Source organism: Actinomadura formosensis, assembly GCF_050948385.1.
Classification (GTDB): domain Bacteria; phylum Actinomycetota; class Actinomycetes; order Streptosporangiales; family Streptosporangiaceae; genus Spirillospora; species Spirillospora formosensis.
Map to the genome: position 1 here is coordinate 1,149,510 of NZ_CP192011.1, position 19,586 is coordinate 1,169,095.

Here is a 19,586-nt window from a genome sequence, read left to right on the forward strand (position 1 = left end):
TCCACCTCCCGATGAGGACTCGACCCCGCACAGGGGTCAATGAGGGGTGTGTCCGCTGATTTCCGAGTTAATCCCTTTAAGGGACGGGGTAGCGGGTGCGCCCACCGTGCGGAGGCGTCCCGCCGCCGTCCCGGGGATCAGCATGGCGGCGCAGACGAGCAGCACCCCGGTCATCGGAACGTTCCACCCGCCGGTGGCGTCGTGCAGCGCGCCGAGGGCGAGCGGGCCCAGCGCCGCGATGACGTAGCCGATGCCCTGCGCCATCCCGGACAGTTGCGCCGCGACGTGCGCGTCGTGGGCGCGGAGCCCGATGAACGACAACGCGCCGGCGAAGCCGAGGCCCTGACCGAAGCCGAGGACGGCGGCCCAGGCCCACACCGTCCCGATCGGCGCCCAGGTGACCCCGGCGAACCCCGCCATGGTCAGCGCGACCGTGGCGATCACCAGGGGGCGCTGGTCGCGGGTCCGCCGGGCGATCACCGGGACGGCCAGCGCCCCGGCCGCCTGCATTGCCGCCGTCAGGGACAGCACATAGCCGGCGGGCGCCTCGGCCATCCCGCGGGCCTGGCAGATCGTCGGCAGCCAGCCGAGGACGACGTAGGCCAGCAGCGACTGCAACCCCATGAACACCGTCACGTGCCAGGCCGGCCCCGAGCGCCACACCAGCGCCGCGACACCGCGCGGGACCGCCGGGGGCGGCGCCGACCGGGCCGCGTGCGCCGCGCGCCGAGCCCGCGGCACCCACAGCAGCCCGGCGAGCGCCGCCGGAATCGTGAGCAGGCCGAGCGGCAGCCGCCACGTCGCGCCGAAGAGGTGCTCGACCGGTACGGCGACCCCGGACGACAGGGCCGCCCCGCCCGTCACCGCGACCGTGTAGACGGCCGTCACCGTGGTGATCCTGGCCGGATGGTCCCGCTTGATGATCGAGGGCATCGCGATGTTGCCGATGCTGATCGCGATGCCGGCGACCAGCGACCCGGCGAACAGCGTGACCGGGCCGTCCAGCAGCCGCAGCGCCAGCCCGGCCACGAGCAGCGCCATCGCGCCGACCAGCAGTGTCTCGCCGCGGGGGGCGCGCGGCAGGAACGCCGCGACGAGCCCGTAGGAGCCGAAGAAGGCGAGCGGAAGCGTGGTCAGCGCGCCCGCCGCCGTCCCGGACAGGTCGAACGCGTCGCTGATCTCGGTCAGCAGCGGCCCGACCGCCGCGACCGCCGGCCGCAGGTTGACCGCCACCAGGACGATCATCAGCAGCGAGCCGGCCACCCCGGCACGCCGTGCGGTCACCGCGCGTCCTCCTCACCGGGCGCCTCCTCCGGCCGCGCCGGGCCTGTGTCCGTGCGCCGCCGCGCCGCGAGGCGGGCCACCCGGACATCGTAGGCGAGCCGCATCCTCAGCACCCCGGCGTGCGACAGCGCCCGGTTCGTCTCCCGCACCGCCGTGTCAGATGCGTCAGCGGGGCTTACGGAGGCCGAACAGGCGTCTCCGCGGTCTCCCGGTCGCTCCCGCGGCCACCTCGGCCGCCCTGCGCGCCTCGGCCTCCTCCTCGCGCTCCTTCTCGCGGACGGCCTGCTCACCGGCGCGTCCGTACTCCACGCGTGCCGTGACCTCGCGATGCGTCACCGAGGGCGCCGGGTCGCGGCGCGACCGCTGGGACGGGCTGCCCTTGATGATGCCGCCCTGGACGGGCCCGCGGTTCGGGAGGCCGCCCCTCGGCATCCGGCCGCGCGGGCGCCTGCGGGACGCCGTCAACGTGACCACGACCCAGAAGACGACGGCCAGGAAGATGAGGGCCGGGCCGATGGCCATGAAATAGGCGTCCCCGAGGCGGGTGGAGCTGGCGAGCATGAGGCGACACCTCCTCGCCCCAGCCCTACCCGGTGCCGCGCCGTTAACCGCCCGGCGACCGCGCCGGCGACCGCGCGGCGCCGGTCACATGCCGCGCGACTGGGAGATGGACCCCGACGTGGCCAGCGTGAACGTCCGCATCGACTCAGCGAACTTGGACAGGTCCCATTCGGCCGGGCCCTCGTACCAGTAGAGGTTGTCGGCGCCCTCGGCCCGCTCGCCCGCGTCCTTCACCGTCTCCGCCCACTTCGGGACGGTGTCGAATATGACCGCGTACGGCAGGAAACGGGAGAACAGCGCGATCCGCTGGCGGGAGGCGACGGTGTCGCCGTCCGGGATGGCGCCGCGCTCCAGGAACGCGCGGAAACCGATCGTGTGCGCGAGGACGGTGGCGCCGCGCGCGGTCTTCGCCGGCATGTACTGCCCGCCGTAGGCCAGTGCCGCGCCCGCGATGATCAATGCGAGGCCGGCGAGCGCCCACTCGGTGGTGAGGGCGAGCGCGACCGTCGCGGCGATGCCGAGCACCGTCACCAGGATGCCCGTGACCGTCCAGCGGGACCGGACGGTGTCGGGACGCCGCGCGAACCAGCCCTGCTTCACCACGTCGTCGTACATCGCGGACCTGACCTGCGCCAGCTTCGTCGCGAACGTTCCGCCGAGCTCCGACAGCTTGACCGCGTCGCGGCCGGTGCCGTCCGGGGCGGTGAGCAGCGCGTCCAGCAGGATCCGCTCGTAGGGGAGCAGGTCGGTCTGCGGGCGGTCGAGGCGGCGCAGCGTCCAGTCCAGGCGGCCGGTGACGGCCCTGTCCTCCTCCTCGATCAGCAGGTAGCCGCGCACGGCGAGGTCGACGATCGTCGCGGTCACGTCGATCACGTCGGCCTGCTCGTCGATCAGCGTGCCGATCTGGCCGGGCCGCACCCCGTCCGGCGGCTCGAACTCCGCCCCGGCGATCGGCGCCTGGTCGCCCTCGGCTGCCTTCTTGCCGACGACCCGGGCGTCCCGCCCGCGCAGCAGGTAGAGGACGGCGACGCCGCCGACCAGCAGCACCAGCAGGCCGGCGAGCGCGGCCCCGGTGACGGCGTTGACGGAGAACGCGGTCGCGACCGTGTGGCGGCGCTCGTAGATCGCGCGGCCCCCGGTCGTGCCGGCGGGCAGGCCCGCGACGACGGTCAGGTACTCGCCCGGCAGCATCCCCTGCTGGGCGTAGACGCCCTGCGTGTGCGTGTGGTTCGTGTAGTACTGGGTGCAGCCGATCATGCTGCCGATCGGGCCGGTGAAGCAGTTGACGCTGCGGATCATCGCACCGGCGTCCACGGTCGCCTTCGCCTCGTCCACCGGGACCTTCCAGCCGCCGACCACCGGCCAGCGCAGCTCCTCCGACGCCCCCATCTGGGTGATCGCGCCGCGCAGGTCGTACTCCAGCACGACCGTGCGGTCACCGGTCAGGTTCTTGGCGCCGGTCACCTTCACGGTCGTCCTGGTGCCCCCGCTGGACGCGGCGACCTGTGTCGGCCCGCCGTCCGGGCTGGACGCGCGCAGGTTCGTGAGCTTGTAGACGCGGTCCTCGGACAGGCTCTCGTGGCTGCGGGTGGGGAACGTCCGCTCGAAGCCCCTGTGCCCGGCGAACCGGTAGACGATCGTCTCCTTCACCTTGGTCGTACCGCCTTGACCCGCGGTGAGGACGACCTCGTCCTTGAGAACCCGCTCCGCCGCGGCGGTCCCCGCCGACGCCGCGGAAGGGGTGGCCGTCACCGGCAGCAGGGCCACGGCCGACACCGCGGCCGACATCGTCAGGGCAACCGGCCGGAACCGGAACAACGCCGCAAGAGCAGACATGGCCGCAAATAGTATCGGCAACGCGTGCGATGATTCTGCGCTATGGCAGGTCATTACCCCCCGCCGCCTCCTCCGCCGCGGCCTCCGGCACCGCCCTACGGCGGGCCTCCCCACGGTGGTCCCCCGTACGGAGGGCCGCCCTATGGGGCCCCGCCCCCGCGCGGGGCGGGTTACGGGCCCCCTGCCTACGGGCAGCCGCAGTACCGGTATGTCCCGATGCGGCCACCGCCGAGGCGCAGCGCCGGCGGGACGATCGCGGGCATCTTCGGCGGGCTGACCGCGCTCGTCGTCCTCGCCATCCTGGGGTTCTCCGCGCTCGGCGGGATGCAGACCGCGGCCGGCGGCACGCGGACGCCCACCTCGTCCGGCGGCGCCGCGGTGTCGCCGAAGGAGAAGGCCACCAACAACAGGCTGTACAAGACGGGCCCGCTGACCTCGGTGAGCTGCCGGCTGCCGGGCATCCTGCCGTCCACCGAGTCGATGCGCGGCTTCATGGACACGCTGAGCGACTGCCTCGACCAGGCGTGGACGCAGCAGTTCAGGAAGGCCGGGATCGCGTTCGACAAGCCCGACCGGGTGTTCTGGACCGAGCCCGGACGCAGCCCGTGCGGCAGCTACCCGGCGCCCGGCGCCTCCGCGTTCTACTGCCCGGCGAACAACACGATGTACGTCGGGCTCCGGCACGTCGTGGAGACCTCGGGCGGCGAGCCGCTGTCCCACTACGCCGTGTACGCACGGGTGATCGCGCACGAGTACGGGCACCACGTCCAGGACCGCGCCGGAATCCTCCTCTACGGGGACCGGCAGATCGAGACCGGCGACACCGCGACGCGCAACGCCGCGAGCCGCCGCATCGAACTGCAGGCGCAGTGCTTCGCCGGCGCGTTCCTCGGCTCGGAACGCGCCACGCTGCCGATGACGCGCGAGCAGTACGTCGCGATGGTCGTGGACGTCCGGGGCCGCGGCGAGGACCGCAAGCCGCCGGACGAGCGCGACCACGGCTCGGGCAACCACTACGCGGGTTGGGTGGTCGCCGGCTTCGACGGACGCGACCTCACCGTCTGCAACACCTGGATCGCGCCGCCTGCCAAGGTGAGCTGAGCGCTGCGCGAACTCGCGGCTGAGCACCCGTCTTCGTGACCTGCGGCCCGGCGCCGTCCACCCGGACGGTGCCGGGCTTTTTCGACCTTTCCAGCATGTGAGGCGACTCACCGCGAAGTGCTAGCTGGCCTGCTTGCAATTGCAAGCATCATGACGCAGTGTGGAGGTATGGCAAGTTCGAAGGTCGGCTCCATCGGGGAGTACATCCGGGAACAGCGGACGCGCGCGAAGATCTCGCTGCGCCAGCTCGCGGACGTCTCGGGGATCTCCAATCCGTACCTGAGCCAGATCGAGCGCGGCCTGCGCAAGCCGAGCGCCGAGATCCTGCAGCAGATCGCCAAGGGGCTGCGGATCTCCGCCGAGGCGCTGTACGTGCAGGCGGGCATCCTTGAGGATCGCGAGGCCGACACCGACGTCCAGGCCGCGGTCCGGGCCGACCTCCTGCTCACCGAACGGCAGAAGCAGGTCCTGCTCGACATCTACGCGTCGTTCCTCAAGGAGAACGAGGCCACCGGCGTGCTCGCCACCGAGCCCGCCGGCGCAGCCGGCGCAGAACCGCAAGCGCCACACGAACAGAACGGAAAGGATGAGGTCGGATGACGCTGGCCAACAACCTCCGAGAGAACAAGGCCGTCTACGCCGTGGCCGGCGCGGGCGACTTCGCGGTGGAGAAGCTCCGTGAGGTCCCCGGGCAGGTGGACCGCTACCGCGAGCAGGTCCGCGAGACCGTGCAGCGCTACCGGGGCGAGGTCACCCGGTACCAGGAGCGCGTGGACGCCAAGGACCTGCCGGGCGCGGCCGTCGCCTACGCCACGCACTTCGGCACCCGTGCCGTCGAGTTCATCGACGAGCTCGCCGAGCGCGGCAAGAAGGTCGTCAACCGGCAGGCCGTCGAGATCGCCGAGATCACCGACACCGAGTCCAAGCCGGCCACGAGGACCCGCACCCCGCAGCCGCGCAAGAGGACCACGTCCACGACCGCGACCGCGACCGCGCGGCGGCAGACCCGGACCACCGCCAAGAAGTGACGCCGTGGGCCGCCGAAGGAGCTCGGCCGGGAACACCCGGCCGGGCTCCTTCGTCTGTTCCAACAGGCTGCCCAGGCGGACGGTGCGCATAGGGTTGGGGCAGCAAGACGCCGTGTGAGCGACAAGGGGTCGCCGTCCGAGACGAGCAGGAGCGCTGATCGCCGATGTCGGGCTTCAACGTGCTGGACTACTTCTTCTGGCTGCTGCTGATCATCGCGTTCGCGATGGAGGCGTGGGCGCTGATCGACTCGCTGACCGTGCCCGTCGGCGCGTACTCGGCCGCCGGCAAGCAGAGCAAGAAGCTCTGGATGATCATCTTGATCGTCGCCACCGTCGTCGGCGGCGCCTACGCGGTCGCGCCGGTCGCGCTCGGCGCCAGCCCCATCGCGCTGCTGCTCGGCATCCTCCCGGTCGCCGCGTTCATCGCCGCGGCCGTCTATCTGGCGGACGTCCGTCCGGCCGTCGGTCCGTACAAGAAGAACAACGGCGGGCGCGGCGGCTCCCGATCGGGACCCTACGGCCCCTGGTGACCCCTAGTGTGAGGTCATGAGCACGGAGACCCTCGGACGCACCACCCGGCTGGAACTGGGCGACCAGGCACTGCGGGAATGGGAGGCCGTCGTCCTCGACGCCGGACCGGACGGCATCGTCCTCGACCGGTCGGCCTTCTACCCGGGCGGCGGCGGCCAGCCCCCGGACCACGGCGTCCTGCTCTGGCAGGGTGTGCAGACCCGCATCGGCGGCGTTCGCAAGGGCGACGACCTGGTGCTCATCCCCGTTGAGGGCGACCCGCTGCCGCCCGCCGGCACCGTCGTCCGGGGCGCGGTGGAGGACGAGCGCCGCACCGCCCTCATGCGCACCCATTCCGGCCTGCACCTGCTGTGCGGGGTGGTGTTCCGCGACTACGGCTGCCTCGTCACCGGCGGGAACATGGAGCCGCTGACCGCCCGCATGGACTTCGACCTGCGCGAGGTCCCGCCCGGCTTCAAGCAGGCCGTCGAGGACGCCTGCAACGCCGAGGTCGAGGCCGACCGCCGCATCGACGTCAAGACCCTGCCGCGCGCCGAGGCGTTCGAGATCCCCGACATCATCCGGACCGCGACGAACCTGGTGCCGCCCGAGGTGCAGGACGTCCGCATCGTCGACATCGTCGGCCTCGACACCCAGGCCGACGGCGGCACCCACGTGGGCTCCACCAAGCAGATCGGCCGCATCACGGTCGCCAAGGTCGAGAACAAGGGCCGCGGCTTCCGCCGCCTCCGCATCAAGATCAGCGACTAGCGGACCGGGCACCGGCGCGGCGGGCGCCTCCGCCGTGCCGGTGCCCGGCGGTCCAGGGACGGGCGGTCTAGGGGGACGGGCGGGACAGGGCGTCCACGGAGACGAGGCCGTGTTCGACGATGTCCACGGCGCGGTCGAGGGCCGTCCGCATCGAGAGAGGGTCGTAGCCCTCGCGGCGGCAGTGCGCGACGACCGCCTGCATGCCGCCGATCGCTATGCCGGACGCGGCCACGGCGTCGATCTCCGAAATGTCGGGGCAGAGGTCGCGTAGCAGCGCTTCGATCGCTTCCTGGGCGCCCGTCATCCGCTGGAGCGCGCGGGCCCGCAGGCCGGGACGTTCCAGGACGAGCGCGACCTGCACGGCCCCGTACTCGCGGTGCTCCGCCACGACCGCGTTGAGGACGTCCACGATGCTGCGCCGGATCGTCTCCATCGGCGTCTCGCCGGGGGTGCGGCGCAGCCGCTCGGCGACCTCGGCGAGCCGGTCGTCGATCTCGGCGAAGACCACGTCCTCCTTGGACGGGAAGTAGCTGAAGAACGTGCGGGGCGACACGTCCGCGGCGGCGGCGATGTCGGCGATCGTCGTCTCCTCGTAGCCGCGCTCGGCGAACAGGCGGAGCGCGGCGGTCGCGATGGCCTGCCGGGTGCGCCGCTTCTTGCGTTCCCGCAGGCCCGTCGGCACCTCCGGCCGCTCCGCCTCGTCGTCCATGTGACGGACGTTACCATGTCTGCAAAGTTGCATCTATTGCAAATATGCAGCGATAGGTGTTCTCTGCGACCATGGCGCGATTTCTGGACGCACTGGGGCGTCTCTGCGTGCGGAGGCGGCGCACGGTCTTCGAACTGTGGGTCGCCGTCATGCTGGGCGCGGGGGTCCTCGGCATCATGCACGGGGGCATGTTCGTCCAGCAGAGCACGCTGCCCGGCACCGAGACGCAGCGCGCCATCGACGCGCTCGGCCAGGACTTCCCGGCGATGACCGGGCCCACCGCGACCGTGGTCTTCCACGAGACGCCGCAGGCCGGCCCGGCGGACTGGCGGGTCGCGCTCACGATCGGCCAGTCGATCGAGAACATCGCCAAGCTGAAGCGGGTCGCGTTCGTCGAGAACCCCTATGCCCCGGGCATGGGCGGGTTGAAGGACGACAACGCGGTCGTCGTCCGGCTCAACTTCACCGGGACGATGAGCGATGTCGGCCCCGCCGACCTCGACGCGCTGAACCGGGCCGTCGAGCCGGCCCGGATGGCCGGGCTGGAGGTGAAGTTCGGCGGCATCGTCGCGATGATCCTCAACCAGCCGAAGGGCGGGCCGCAGGAGGGCGTCGGGATCATCCTGGCGCTGGTGGTGCTGCTGCTGGCGTTCGGGTCGTTCCTCGCGGCGGGCATCCCGATCCTGGTGTCGCTGTGCGGGATGGCCGTCGCCTATTCGCTGATCCATTTCTCGGCGTCGCTGTTCCAGATCGCGCCGACCGCGCCGATGGTCGCCGCCATGCTCGGCATCGGCGCCGGAATCGACTACGCGCTGTTCATCGTCACCCGCTACCGGCAGCAGCTCGCCGAGGGCGACGACGTCGAGACCGCGGTCGGCCGGGCCATGGCGCATTCGGGGCACGCCGTGGTCTTCGCGGGCGGCACCGTCGTGTTCGCGATCTGCGGGCTGTTCCTGTCCGGGATCGAGTTCATCGGACGCATCGGAATCGCCACCGCGCTGGCCGTCGCGATCATGGTCGTGGCCGCGCTGACGCTGCTGCCCGCCGTTCTCGGCGCGCTCGGGCACCGCATCGACCGGTACCGGCTGCCGCGCGTCCGCCCCGACCGGAGTTCGCATCGCTGGACGGCGTGGGGGCGCCATGTGGACCGGCACGCCTGGCCTTACGCGATCGTCGCCACGCTCGTCCTGCTGGCGCTGTCCGTTCCGACGCTCAGCCTGCGGTTCGGCGTGATGGCGGACAGCATGTCGTCCCCGAAGATGGAGGCGCGGCAGGCCTACGACATCGTCGCCCGCGAGTTCGGCGCCGGTCACTACAGCCCGTTCGTCGTCGTCGCGAAAGTGCCCGGCGAGGAGAAGCGCGTCAAGCCGAAGCGGGTGGTGCCGACGGTGGACGGCCAGGAAGGGCTGTCGGGCCTGACGGGGCCCGCCGCCGTGGCCGCGCCCAGCCCGTCTCCCCGGCCCGCCCGCCCCAAAGGCGCACCGGACCCGGACAAGAAGCCCGACAAGGACGCGATCCTCATCGGCCGGCAATTGCAGCAGCGCCTGTCCGAGGCGCCCGGCGTCGTTTTCGTCGGCGAACCGGTGGTGACCGGGAAGACGGCGGTCCTGCAGGTCGTCCCCCGCGACGCCCCGCACGCGCAGTCGACCACCGACCTCGTCCACCACCTGCGGGACGTGGAGATCCGCGCGGTCCGCGACGCGCACCCGGGCACCGAGATCTACCTGGGCGGCGAGAACCCCGCGATCATCGACCTGGCCACCACGGTCGGCGACCGGATGCTCACCGTCGTCGTGGCGGTCGTGGGCGTCGCCCTGCTGCTGCTCGTGATCGCGTTCCGGTCGGTGGTCGTCCCGGTGAAGGCCGCGCTGATGAACCTGCTGTCGATCGGCGCCTCGTTCGGCGTCGTCACCGCCGTCTTCCAGTGGGGCTGGGGCGTCGAGCTGTTCGGCGTCGACCAGGCCATCCCGATCATGTCGTTCATCCCGCTGTTCATGTTCGCCCTGATCTTCGGGCTGTCCATGGACTACGAGGTCTTCCTGCTCTCCCGGATCAAGGAGGAGTACGAGCGGACGGGGGACCCGCACGAGTCCGTGGTGACCGGTATCGGGGCCACCGCGCGGCTCATCACCTCCGCCGCGCTCATCATGATCTTCGTGTTCGCGAGCTTCGTCCCGCAGCCGGACCCGACGGTGAAGATGATGGCGCTCGGCCTCGCGGTCGCCGTCGCGATGGACGCCACGATCGTCCGGCTCGTCCTCGTCCCGGCCCTGATGAGCCTGCTGGGCCACGCCAACTGGTGGTGGCCGGGCCGCGGCCGCCCGGTCGCGCCCCCGCCGCCTCCGGAACCGGTCAGCGAACAACTGGAACTGGAGCTGACGAGCTGACCGCGAGAGGGCTCACCGGTCGACGTCGTGAGCCTCGGCGTGCTCGCGCCGGACCGTGGCGGACCGGCCGGTCGCCGTCTCGCGGAACACCGTGTCGACGGTCTTCATGCGTATTTCTTCCAGGACCGCGACCTGCGCATCCGCGCGCTCCAGCAGAGTGCGCAGCCGGCCGGCGTCCAGCCCCGGTTCCTGGTCGGCGAGGGCGAGCAGGGTGCGCCACCCGGCGGCCTTGCCCTCGACGGCCAGGCGCAGCATTTCCACTTCCACGAGATCACTCAGGGGCGAGCGGCTGAGCAGCCGGCCGTTGAGCTTCAGCCGGCCCGCCTTCTCGGCTCCCCATGCCACCAGGCTCTTGGCCCGGTTGACCGGCAGCTCCAGCGACCGCATGATCGCCAGCAGGGCCCCGCGGTCGGCGGCGATGTCGTCCGCCAGCCGTCTCAGGCGCTCGGCGTCGCCGGAGTCGCGGTGCGCCCGCGCGACCCGGCGGGCCAGTTCCACCCCGCCGGCCGCCCCGGTCAGATGGTCGTTCAGATAGATGCGCAGCAATCCGCGGTCGTCACTTGTCGGCATCTGTCTCTGGTACCCCGAGCCGGCCGCGTAAACGGCGCTTTTACGGGATCTGCTCGACCCGGACGCCGGGGACGGCCTCGTAGACGTCGGGATCGGCGGTGATCAGCGGCCAGCGCCGCCAGCGGGCGGACCACGCGGCCTGCGCCGCGTCGATCCCCAGGTTGGGGATCGTGGTGACGAGGAGGCCGGTCTGCTGCGCGATCACGTGGTCGAGGTCGTCCACGTGCACGACCTGCATGCCGGGCAGCCGCTCCAGGACGGTGCGGCCGTGGTCCGGGACGATCTGCCACGCGCGGGCGAGCGCGGTGGCGGGGATGACGATGGTCGCGTGCTGCGCGATGGACGCGCGGAGCCGGGCACGGACATAGATGGTCTTGCCGGTGGCGAGGTCCAGGAGGGCGGTCGCGTCGAAGACGTGACCGGTGATCACGCGACGTCCCTGCGGTCCGGCGTGCCGCGTTCGACGAGACGGTTCACCATCGCCTGCTCGTCGGGGCTCGGCGGGCCGAACAGGTCGTCGATCGTGGAGGCGTCCCGCAGGTAGGCCAGCTTGAGGCGCGCCCCGTCCGCGAGGAACCCGGACACCGAGGCGATCTTCTTGTCCTCGGCGAGCCCCTGCAACGTGGCGGCAAGCTCGTCAGGGAGCGTGATGTTGAGTCTCGCCATGGGCCACACGATACACACTCGACCGCCCTCCAGTGTGTATTCAGGTGGGGGAGGCTCCGGGACGGAGGGTCGCGAGCGTCCGGGCCGGCCAGTCCCGCTCGGCGGTGGACGTCACCCGGGCGATGTGCTGGATGCCCGCCTGGAACGGCGATGCGAGCTCGTCATGGCGGAGCGCCCGGCCGTCTCCGGCGAAGAATCCGCGTTGCGGGTCGTCGAGGAAGTCGAGGCGCCGCTGGAGGACCGCGGACCGGCCCTCGGCCGACGGCAGCAGATGCGGGAAGGCCAGCAGGACGAAGTGCCGGTTGCGGTCGGAGATCTCCAGGTCGTCCGGCGCGGTGAGCCGCCGCAGCTCGTAGGCGTGCATGTCACGTTCGGCCAGGAAGCCGAGGATCGCGAGTTCGAGTATGGCCCGTACCTCCCCGATTCGAGGTACTCAGAAAGCGGCACTCCGCTTTGCGGCCCGGTTTCCGTCGATCCAGCCGGTCGCCGTTCGTATGGAGGATGGGACGGCCGGCACCGGGCCGGCGTCCGAGACGGGTGGTGATGACGATGGGCGAGGTCAGAACGCTGCTGGACGGCCGGGGACTGGTCGAGTCGCCGCGCTGGCACGGGGACCGGCTGTACTTCTCCGACTGGTCCGCGGGCGAGGTCGTCGCCGTCGGCCTGGACGGTGCCGCCGAAGTGGTCGCGCGGGTGAGGTCGCTGCCGCTGTGCACGGCATGGCTCGACGACCGGCTCATGATCGTCTCGTCGGCGGACGGGCGGCTGCTGCGCCGCGACCCCGATGGAACCCTGGTCGCCCACGCCGAACTCGGCCCATCCGGCTGGAACGACGTCGTCGCCGACGGCCGCGGCGGCCTCTACGTCAACGCCGTCGGCTTCGACCCGATGTCCGGTGAAGTGTCCAAGCCCGGGTCCGTCTCTCTGGTCGCGGACGGCTCGGTACGCCAGGTGGCGGACGACATCGCGTTCCCCAACGGAATGGCGGTGACGCCCGACAAGTCCACACTGATCGTCGCGGACTCCTACCGCCACAATCTCGTGGCCTTCGACATCGACGCGGACGGCGGGCTGTCGGGCCGCCGGGTCTGGGCCGATCTGGGGGAGGCCGCCGCCCCGGACGGCATCTGCGTGGACGCGGAGGACGCGGTCTGGTACGCCGACGTCCCCAACCGGCGCTGCGTGCGCGTCGCGGAGGGCGGCGAGATCCTGCAAACCGTCCACCTGGACCGCGGCGGCTTCGCCTGCGCGCTGGGCGGCCCGGACGGCAGGACGCTGTTCATCACCGCCGCCGAATGGCGCGGCATGACCGAGACCGAACCGGTCGCACCCGGCTCCGGCCGGATCCTCGCCACCGAAGTGGACGTCCCGGGCGCCGGCCGGCGGTAAGGACACCCGCCACCGATGACGAGCCCACGCGCCCGAACGGCCGATCACGTATGCCGGCGGATGCTCGGCTCGCTCGTGGTCGTCGGGGACGGTGACCGCCGTGGTGTTCGAAGATCAGCGGGGCGGTAGAGTCGCGGGTGGCATGAACTGACGCGGGGTGCCCCATGTGGGGAGAATCGGGAAGCCGGTGGAATTCCGGCACGGGCCCGCCGCGGTGACCGGGGAGCTGCCACCCAGGCGCGTTCGCGCAGCCACTGGCCGTCCGGCCGGGAAGGCGGGTGGTCGAGCGTCGATCCGGAAGTCCGAAGACCGGCCTCGCTCCGAACGGCCGCCGTTCACGGCGGCCCGATGCAGCGGGAGCCTGCCGTGAACGTCTATGACGCCATCCACCGCCGCCGTGACGTGCGCGCCGAATTCACCGGCGCGCCGATCCCGCCGGACGTCCTCGACCGGGTCCTGGAGGCCGCGCACGCCGCGCCCAGTGTCGGGCTGTCGCAGCCATGGGATTTCATCCTCGTGGGCGATCCCGCCGCCCGGCGCGCGTTCTACGACCACGTCCAGTCGGAACGCGCCGCCTTCGCCGCCACCCTGACGGGCGCCGCCGCCGAACGCTTCGCGCGGATCAAGATCGACGGGATTCTGGAGTCCAGCCTGTCGATCGTGGTCACCTACGATCCCGAACGCGGCGGCCCGGCGGTCCTGGGCAGGCACGCGATCGCCGACGCGGGGCTGTACTCGGTCTGCCTGGCCATCCAGAATCTGTGGCTCGCCGCCACCGTGGAGAACCTCGGCGTCGGGTGGGTGTCGTTCTATCGGGAACCGTACCTGCGCGACCTGCTCGGCATTCCCGAGGCCATCCGTCCGGTCGCCTGGCTCTGCCTCGGCCCGGTCACCCGTCTCCAATCCGCTCCGGATCTCGAACGGCACGGCTGGCGCCGGCGCCGTCCGCTGGACGCAGCCGTCCACCACGACCGCTGGTGAGAACGTACGGGGTGTTCCGAAGGCGGACGGCCATGTGGACGAGGAAGAACACGCCGGCCAGCAGGTAGCAGTTCGCGACGGGGGTCAGCAGGATGTGGAAGCCGTATTCGAGCGGGTGGCCGTTATGGGGCGTCCACCACAGCGGAGACAGTGCGAACAGGATGTAGCCGGCCAGGGCGGTCTTCCGGTTGTTGTTGCGGATCAGGACCGCCAGTGCCGGGACGATCCATGCCCAGTGGTGCGCCCAGGAGATGGGGGAGACCAGCAGGCCGGTCGCGCCTGTGACGGCTGTCGCGCTCAGCCAGTCGCCTCGCCTTGCCCATAGGGCGGCGACCGTGAGGCCGAAGACGCCGATGGTCAGCGGAATGGCGGTGTACCAGTCGCCCACCTCGCCCGTCCCCCGCAATATGCGGGTCAGCGCGCCGTACGGGGATTGGTTGCTGATGTACGGGACGCCCACGCGTGACGTGTCGTAGAACGTGCGCAGCCAATAGAGGCGGGACGCGTCCGGGGCGATGAAGCAGGCGAGCAGGGTGCAGACGGCGAAGGTCGCGGTCGCCGTGAAAGCGTCCCTCGTCCGCCGCGTCACCAGGAGCAGGACGACGAAGACGGCCGGGGTCAGCTTGATCGCGGTCGCGATGCCGATGCCGATTCCGGCGGGACGGCCGAGGGCGACGCGGTGCATGTCCGCGAGGACGAGGGCGAGCAGGAACAGGTTGACCTGGCCGAGGAAGAACGAGTGCCAGATCGGTTCGAGGAGCAGCCCCGCCGCCACGACGGCGGCCGGGGAAGCGCGGCGGCCCGTGAGTTTCAGCGTCGTCCGGCAGGCCCATGCGAAGGCCGCCAGCGAGGCCAGTTGCCACAGCATCCGGGCCGGTCGGAGCGGCAACGCGGACAGCGGAGTGAACAACGCGGCCATGAAAGGCGTGTTGGTGAACCAGTGGTCGGCGAGCTGCTCCTCGTAGAGCCTCGCGTCATCTGTTACGGCGTGCCCGCCCAGCCAGTAGATATGGAAATCCAGCGAGTCGTAGATAATGGAGAAAAGAACGATTCCAAGGATTTCGAGAGCCAGAACCAATGACACCCAGCGCTTCATGCGGATAACGGTGTCGGGCGCCACGCTCAACGGTCATCGGACCGCCGGCCACATTCCTGACGGCCGCTTGTAGCCCGGAGAATTACGCCTCTGGGCCAATGTGCCGGCGGGGGAGGGTGGTTACGCTCGCCGCATGGTCGCGCAACCGCTGAGCCGGGTACGCCACGTCTCGTGGAGGGTCCTCACCTGGGGCGGGGCCGCCCTCTACCCGGTCGTCGTCTACGTCGGGTTGCCGAACGGGCTCCTCGACGTGGAATTCCTTGCGGTGGTCGTGCTGACGGTGCTCGTCATGACGCTGCTGCGGCGCAATCCGCTGCCGGCCTTCGCGGTCCTGCTCCTCACGTGGACCGCTCCCTTGGCCGTGATGCCCAACCTGGCGATCGGCGGCCTGCAACTGGTCTTCACCGATCTCGCCGTCGGCCGCATCGCGGCCGGGTATCCGCGCCGGGTCTCGATCACCGTCGCCGTTATCGCCGGCCTGGTGCAGGCGGCCGCGGTGCTGGTCTTCCTCACCTGGATGTACATCCCGGACGTCTCCTTCTTCATCACGATCGTCCTGGCGTTGGCCGTCTCGTGGATGGTGGGGAACAGCGTCCGGGTGCGCCGCCTGCACGCCCGGGCGCTGCACGAGCAGGCGATCGCCGAGGAGCGGCTCCGGATAGCGCGGGAACTGCACGACATGGTCGCCCACAGCATCGGGATCATCGCCATCCAGGCCGGGGTGGGCGGACGGGTGATCGAGACCCAGCCGGCGGAGGCCCGTAACGCGCTGGCCGCGATCGAGGCCACCAGCCGCGACACCCTGTCCGGGTTGCGCAGGATGGTCACCGCGCTCCGCAAGGACGACCCGGGCAAGGCGCCCCTGGGGCCCATGCCCGGCCTGGACGATCTGGACCGGCTCGCCGAGGCGACGAACGACGCCGGGGTTCGCGTGGACGTCCATATCGAAGGTGAGCCGAGGCCCCTGCCGCCGGACATCGACCTGTCCGCATACCGGATCGTGCAGGAGGCGGTCACGAACGTCGTCCGGCACGCGGACATCGACCACTGCCAGGTGACCGTCGACTACCGGGACCGGGAACTCCTCCTAGAGGTCGCGGACGACGGGCATGGCGGGGTGGTCGGCGTCGGGTACGGCATCGTCGGGATGCGGGAGCGGGTCGGGCTGCTCGGCGGCGAGTTCACCGCCGGGCCGCGTCCCGGCGGCGGGTTCGGGGTGGCGGCGCGCATCCCGCTGGCGGGACGATGACGGTCCGCGTCGTCCTCGCCGACGACCAGCCGCTGATCCGCGCCGGGCTGCGCGTCCTCATCGCCGACACCCCCGACCTGGAGATCGTCGGCGAGGCCGGGACGGGCGCCGAAGCGGTCGCGCTGGTTGAGGACGTCCGGCCCGACGTGGTCGTGATGGACATCCGCATGCCCGACATGGACGGTATAGAGGCCACCCGGCGCATCACCACCGCCCGCGTCATCATGCTGACCACGTTCGACGATGACGACTACGTCTACGGCTCGCTCAGGGCGGGCGCCAGCGGATTCCTCGTCAAGGACATGGCGCTGGAGGAGATCCTCGCGGCGATCCGCGTCGTCGCGGGCGGAGACGCCCTGATCGCGCCCGGCGTCACCAGACGGCTGATCGAGGAGTTCGCCGCCCGCCCGGCACCACGGCCCGAAGCCAGACCGGTGGGCGGCGTCACCGACCGTGAACGCGAGGTCCTGACCCTGGTGGGGCGCGGCCTGAACAACCGGGAGATCGCCGAAGAGCTTTACATCAGCGTCGCCACCGCCAAGGCGCACGTGGCCCGGCTGCTCACCAAGCTCGGCGCCCGCGACCGCGTCCAGCTCGTTATCCTCGCCTACGAACTGGGCCTGGTCACGCCCCCTACAGGAGGTAGTACTACCTGACGTGGTGACCTCCATTTCGGTCGGTTAACCTTGAGGGCGTGAAGGGTCTGGGAGAGCTTGAACGCACGGTCATGGAGGTTCTGTGGGCGCGGGAGGACGCCGGTCACCCGGCGGCGACCGCTCGTGAGGTGAGCCGCGCGCTCGCCGGCGACCGGGACCTCGCGCACACCACGGTCATGACCGTGCTGGACAGGCTCGCCAAGAAGGGCTTCCTCGCACGCGAGCGCGACGGCCGCGCCTGGCGCTACCACCCGGTCGCGAGCCGCGAGATGTACGTGACCGAGCTGATGCTGGGCGCCCTGAACGAGACGGGCGACCGTGACGCGGCGCTCGCGCACTTCGTCCGGTCCGTCTCGCGGGACGAGATCGACGTGATCCGGGAAACCCTCGCGGCCCTCACGAGCAAGGAACCACCCGCATGACCGGCACCGCCCTGCTCGCATTGATCTCTCTCGGGTCCGTCGGCGGGGCGCACCTCCTGTCCCGTGCCCGGTGGACGTGGCGGATGCCGCGCATCGGGATCGCCCTCTGGCAGGCGATCGGCCTGTGCTGGGGCGTCGCCACGATCGGCGCCCTGCTCGGGCTCGCTCTCCTCCCGTACCGCAAGGGCGTCCTCGGCGGGCTGCCCGGCCTGTACGGCGACCAGGGCGCCCGGCTCAACGCCATGCAGGTGACGGCGCTGCTCGGCGCCATCGGCCTCGCGGCCGTGCTGCTGGTCATGCTGATGTTCGCGATCGTCCGGGTCGTCCGGGCCCGGCGGCGGCACCGGGCGCTGCTCGCGCTGGTGTCGCGCAGCGACTCCTCCATGCCCGGCACGCTCGTCCTCGACCATCCCGGCGCCGCCGCGTACTGCGTGCCGGGCGTCCGCTCCTCCAAGGTCGTCGTCAGCGCCGGGACGCTAGAGCTGCTCGACCGCGGTGAACTGGCCGCGGTCCTCGCGCATGAGCGCGCCCACGCCCGCGAGCGCCATGACCTGGTGCTGCTGCCGTTCGCGTCGCTGCGCCAGGTGTTCCCGCAGTTCCACCTGGTCGGGCGGTGCCTGGACGCGGTCGAGCTGCTGATCGAGATGGCCGCCGACGACCGGGCCAGGCACGGCCGCCCGCCGCGTGAGCTGGCGACCGCGCTGCTGCGGTTCGCCGCCGCCCGCCCGGCCGCCGCCCCGTCCGGGACGCTCGGTGTCGCGACGCACGGCGACATCCCGGTGATGGCGCGGGTGAACCGGCTGCTGGAGCCGCAGCCGCTGTCCCGCAGGCTCCGCTTCGCCGCGGCCGTCGCCATCCCGGTCATCGCCGGGCTTCCGCTGCTTCTTCTCGTCCTGCCGCACTAGCCGGAGCCGGAGCGGCCGGGGCCGGGCGGCGCAGCACGAGCAGCGACACCGCGAACGCGGCGATCAGCAGGCCCGCCGACACGCCGAACGCCAGGTGGTAGCCGCCGGCGAGGGCGGCCGCCGTGTCCCGTCCGTCCGCGCGGAGGGCTTCGGTGCGGGACGCGGCCAGCGTGGTCAGGACCGCGACGCCCAGGGCCATCCCCACCTGCTGGACGGTGTTGAACAGCCCGGACGCGAGCCCCGCGTCCTGCGGCCGGGCGCTCGACATGCCGAGCCCGGTCAGCGACGGCAGCACCAGCCCGCCCCCGGCGGCCAGCACGAACACCGGCAGCAGGTCGGTGACGTAGTCGGCGTCCACCGGGATGGTCGTGAGCCACCCCATCCCGGCGATCAGGAGCACCAGCCCGATCATCAGCACGGACCGCTCACCCAGCCGGTTCGACAGCCGCGCCGACACCAGCAGCGACACCGCGCCGATCGCCACGGCCGCCGGGAGCATCGCAAGGCCGGTGTCCAGCGCGCCGTACCCGAGGACCTGCTGCATGTAGAGGGCGACGATCACCTGGAACGCGAACATCGCCGCCAGGGTGAGGAGCTGGACGGCGTAGGCGCCGGCCACGTTGCGGGAGCGCAGGATCCGCAGCGGCATCAGCGGTGTCGCGGCCCGCGCCTGCCGGACGGCGAACCCGGCGAGCAGCAGTGCCGACACCCCGCCGAGGCCCAGGGTGTGCGGCGAGAGCCAGCCGTGGGCCTCGACCTTGACGATCGTGTAGATGCCGAGCATCAGCCCGGAGGTGACGAGCAGGGCGCCCGCGACGTCCGCGCCGGCGGCCAGGCCGAGGCCGCGGTCGCGGGGCAGCGCCGGGAGGGCCAGCACGACCGTGGCGAGGCCGATCGGCACGTTGATGAGGAAGATCCAGTGCCAGCTCAGCGCGTCGGTGAGCACGCCGCCGAGCACCTGGCCGATGGACGCGCCCGCCGCGCCGGTGAAGCTGAAGATCCCGAGGGCCGTCGTCCGCTCGCGGGCGTCGGTGAACAGCGTCACGAGGATGCCGAGCACGACCGCCGCGGTCAGCGCGCTGCCGACGCCCTGCAGGAGGCGGGCGGCGATCAGCACGCCGGACGTGGTGGCCGCGCCCGCCAGCAGGGACGCGGCCGTGAACACCGTGTTCCCGGTGAGGAACAGGGCTTTGCGGCCGACGAGGTCGCCGAGCCGTCCGGCGAGGAGCAGCAGGCCGCCGAACGGGACCAGGTAGGCGTTCATCACCCAGCTGAGGGCGGCGGGGGAGAAGCCGAGGTCGTCCTGGATGGCGGGGGCCGCGACGGTCACGATGCTGCCGTCCAGGATCGTCATCAGCATCGCCGTGGACAGCACGCCGAGTGCCGCCCAGCGGGATCGCAGTGGGGAGGGTGAGGTCATCTCCTGTGTCATAGGAGAGACCGTAACAGATAGTTTTGTTGGAGA

23 protein-coding genes and 1 riboswitch are annotated in these 19,586 nt (G+C 71.5%); of the genes, 12 read left to right on the plus strand and 11 right to left on the minus strand.

From position 1 onward, the window contains the following. Positions 1-36: 36 nt before the first annotated feature. The 4 genes from ACQP1N_RS05365 to ACQP1N_RS05380 all read right to left on the minus strand — a co-directional run bounded on the left by ACQP1N_RS05365 (position 37) and on the right by ACQP1N_RS05380 (position 3,681). Positions 37-1,284, minus strand: a complete 1,248-nt coding sequence (locus tag ACQP1N_RS05365) for a CynX/NimT family MFS transporter (RefSeq protein ID WP_433229427.1) — start codon at positions 1,282-1,284, stop codon at positions 37-39. Then, on the minus strand, positions 1,281-1,433 hold the full coding sequence (locus ACQP1N_RS05370) for a hypothetical protein (RefSeq protein WP_157419172.1): 153 nt from the start codon (positions 1,431-1,433) through the stop codon (positions 1,281-1,283). Before ACQP1N_RS05370 ends, ACQP1N_RS05365 begins: the two co-directional genes overlap by 4 nt. A gap of 16 nt (positions 1,434-1,449) precedes the next feature. Beyond that, positions 1,450-1,845 (minus strand): hypothetical protein, encoded by a 396-nt coding sequence (locus ACQP1N_RS05375; RefSeq protein ID WP_067796785.1) that lies wholly within the window; start codon positions 1,843-1,845, stop codon positions 1,450-1,452. Between the two features lie 84 nt (positions 1,846-1,929). Next, a complete protein-coding gene (locus tag ACQP1N_RS05380; RefSeq protein ID WP_433229429.1) occupies positions 1,930-3,681 on the minus strand; it encodes a DUF2207 domain-containing protein in 1,752 nt (583 codons plus the stop codon). A 216-nt stretch (positions 3,682-3,897) separates the two neighbouring features. Between ACQP1N_RS05380 and ACQP1N_RS05385 the strand changes: the two genes are divergently transcribed. The 5 genes from ACQP1N_RS05385 to ACQP1N_RS05405 all read left to right on the plus strand — a co-directional run bounded on the left by ACQP1N_RS05385 (position 3,898) and on the right by ACQP1N_RS05405 (position 7,091). After that, on the plus strand, positions 3,898-4,782 hold the full coding sequence (locus ACQP1N_RS05385; protein ID WP_433229430.1) for a neutral zinc metallopeptidase: 885 nt from the start codon (positions 3,898-3,900) through the stop codon (positions 4,780-4,782). A 168-nt stretch (positions 4,783-4,950) separates the two neighbouring features. Further along, on the plus strand, positions 4,951-5,382 hold the full coding sequence (locus ACQP1N_RS05390; RefSeq protein ID WP_067796794.1) for a helix-turn-helix domain-containing protein: 432 nt from the start codon (positions 4,951-4,953) through the stop codon (positions 5,380-5,382). Continuing rightward, complete coding sequence (locus ACQP1N_RS05395) at positions 5,379-5,810, plus strand: hypothetical protein (RefSeq protein ID WP_067796797.1); 432 nt, start codon at positions 5,379-5,381, stop codon at positions 5,808-5,810. The genes ACQP1N_RS05390 and ACQP1N_RS05395 overlap by 4 nt, the downstream gene beginning before the upstream one ends. A gap of 164 nt (positions 5,811-5,974) precedes the next feature. After that, the gene (locus ACQP1N_RS05400; RefSeq protein ID WP_433229432.1) at positions 5,975-6,340 is read left to right on the plus strand and encodes a DUF2516 family protein; all 366 of its coding nucleotides are present in this window, start codon (positions 5,975-5,977) and stop codon (positions 6,338-6,340) included. A 16-nt stretch (positions 6,341-6,356) separates the two neighbouring features. Next, complete coding sequence (locus ACQP1N_RS05405; protein ID WP_433229434.1) at positions 6,357-7,091, plus strand: alanyl-tRNA editing protein; 735 nt, start codon at positions 6,357-6,359, stop codon at positions 7,089-7,091. Positions 7,092-7,158: 67 nt separating this feature from the next. Here the strand turns inward: ACQP1N_RS05405 and ACQP1N_RS05410 are convergent, their stop codons facing one another. Continuing rightward, positions 7,159-7,800 (minus strand): TetR family transcriptional regulator, encoded by a 642-nt coding sequence (locus tag ACQP1N_RS05410; RefSeq protein ID WP_067796804.1) that lies wholly within the window; start codon positions 7,798-7,800, stop codon positions 7,159-7,161. Between the two features lie 71 nt (positions 7,801-7,871). Here ACQP1N_RS05410 and ACQP1N_RS05415 point away from each other — a divergent pair, with 71 nt between their 5' ends. Next, positions 7,872-10,187 (plus strand): MMPL family transporter, encoded by a 2,316-nt coding sequence (locus tag ACQP1N_RS05415; protein ID WP_433229436.1) that lies wholly within the window; start codon positions 7,872-7,874, stop codon positions 10,185-10,187. 12 nt (positions 10,188-10,199) lie between these two features. Here ACQP1N_RS05415 and ACQP1N_RS05420 read toward each other — a convergent pair whose 3' ends face one another. The 4 genes from ACQP1N_RS05420 to ACQP1N_RS05435 are packed head-to-tail and all read right to left on the minus strand — an operon-like array spanning position 10,200 to position 11,787. Continuing rightward, positions 10,200-10,757: a hypothetical protein gene (locus ACQP1N_RS05420; protein WP_067796809.1), complete on the minus strand. Its 558-nt coding sequence runs from the start codon at positions 10,755-10,757 to the stop codon at positions 10,200-10,202. 40 nt (positions 10,758-10,797) lie between these two features. After that, positions 10,798-11,187 carry a hypothetical protein gene (locus ACQP1N_RS05425; RefSeq protein ID WP_067796812.1) on the minus strand — a complete coding sequence of 130 codons (390 nt, stop codon included), beginning with the start codon at positions 11,185-11,187 and terminating at the stop codon, positions 10,798-10,800. Then, positions 11,184-11,423: a hypothetical protein gene (locus tag ACQP1N_RS05430; protein WP_067796816.1), complete on the minus strand. Its 240-nt coding sequence runs from the start codon at positions 11,421-11,423 to the stop codon at positions 11,184-11,186. The genes ACQP1N_RS05425 and ACQP1N_RS05430 overlap by 4 nt, the downstream gene beginning before the upstream one ends. A gap of 40 nt (positions 11,424-11,463) precedes the next feature. Further along, positions 11,464-11,787, minus strand: coding sequence for a hypothetical protein (locus tag ACQP1N_RS05435; protein ID WP_067796820.1), 324 nt, complete (start codon positions 11,785-11,787; stop codon positions 11,464-11,466). 185 nt (positions 11,788-11,972) lie between these two features. On the opposite strand from ACQP1N_RS05435, the gene ACQP1N_RS05440 reads away from it, so the two are divergent. Continuing rightward, positions 11,973-12,812 (plus strand): SMP-30/gluconolactonase/LRE family protein, encoded by an 840-nt coding sequence (locus ACQP1N_RS05440; protein WP_067796943.1) that lies wholly within the window; start codon positions 11,973-11,975, stop codon positions 12,810-12,812. A 138-nt stretch (positions 12,813-12,950) separates the two neighbouring features. Further along, positions 12,951-13,144: riboswitch (cobalamin riboswitch) on the plus strand. A 34-nt stretch (positions 13,145-13,178) separates the two neighbouring features. After that, positions 13,179-13,793 carry a 5,6-dimethylbenzimidazole synthase gene (gene bluB / locus ACQP1N_RS05445; protein ID WP_433229438.1) on the plus strand — a complete coding sequence of 205 codons (615 nt, stop codon included), beginning with the start codon at positions 13,179-13,181 and terminating at the stop codon, positions 13,791-13,793. On the opposite strand, the gene ACQP1N_RS05450 is transcribed toward bluB, so the two are convergent. Continuing rightward, entirely contained in the window at positions 13,702-14,889 is a 1,188-nt protein-coding gene (locus ACQP1N_RS05450) for a glycosyltransferase 87 family protein (RefSeq protein ID WP_433229440.1), read from the minus strand. The genes bluB and ACQP1N_RS05450 overlap by 92 nt on opposite strands. A gap of 133 nt (positions 14,890-15,022) precedes the next feature. On the opposite strand from ACQP1N_RS05450, the gene ACQP1N_RS05455 reads away from it, so the two are divergent. From ACQP1N_RS05455 to ACQP1N_RS05470, 4 genes are read left to right on the plus strand one after another with little or no spacing between them, the layout of a single operon-like run. After that, positions 15,023-16,138: a sensor histidine kinase gene (locus ACQP1N_RS05455; protein WP_433229442.1), complete on the plus strand. Its 1,116-nt coding sequence runs from the start codon at positions 15,023-15,025 to the stop codon at positions 16,136-16,138. Next, entirely contained in the window at positions 16,135-16,794 is a 660-nt protein-coding gene (locus ACQP1N_RS05460) for a response regulator (RefSeq protein WP_067796828.1), read from the plus strand. The genes ACQP1N_RS05455 and ACQP1N_RS05460 overlap by 4 nt, the downstream gene beginning before the upstream one ends. A 38-nt stretch (positions 16,795-16,832) precedes the next feature. Further along, the gene (locus tag ACQP1N_RS05465; protein ID WP_433229444.1) at positions 16,833-17,216 is read left to right on the plus strand and encodes a BlaI/MecI/CopY family transcriptional regulator; all 384 of its coding nucleotides are present in this window, start codon (positions 16,833-16,835) and stop codon (positions 17,214-17,216) included. Next, entirely contained in the window at positions 17,213-18,121 is a 909-nt protein-coding gene (locus ACQP1N_RS05470) for a M56 family metallopeptidase (protein WP_067796834.1), read from the plus strand. Before ACQP1N_RS05465 ends, ACQP1N_RS05470 begins: the two co-directional genes overlap by 4 nt. Here ACQP1N_RS05470 and ACQP1N_RS05475 read toward each other — a convergent pair. Beyond that, positions 18,078-19,553 carry a DHA2 family efflux MFS transporter permease subunit gene (locus tag ACQP1N_RS05475; RefSeq protein ID WP_433229445.1) on the minus strand — a complete coding sequence of 492 codons (1,476 nt, stop codon included), beginning with the start codon at positions 19,551-19,553 and terminating at the stop codon, positions 18,078-18,080. The two genes, ACQP1N_RS05470 and ACQP1N_RS05475, sit on opposite strands and share 44 nt — an antisense overlap. Positions 19,554-19,586 lie beyond the last annotated feature (33 nt).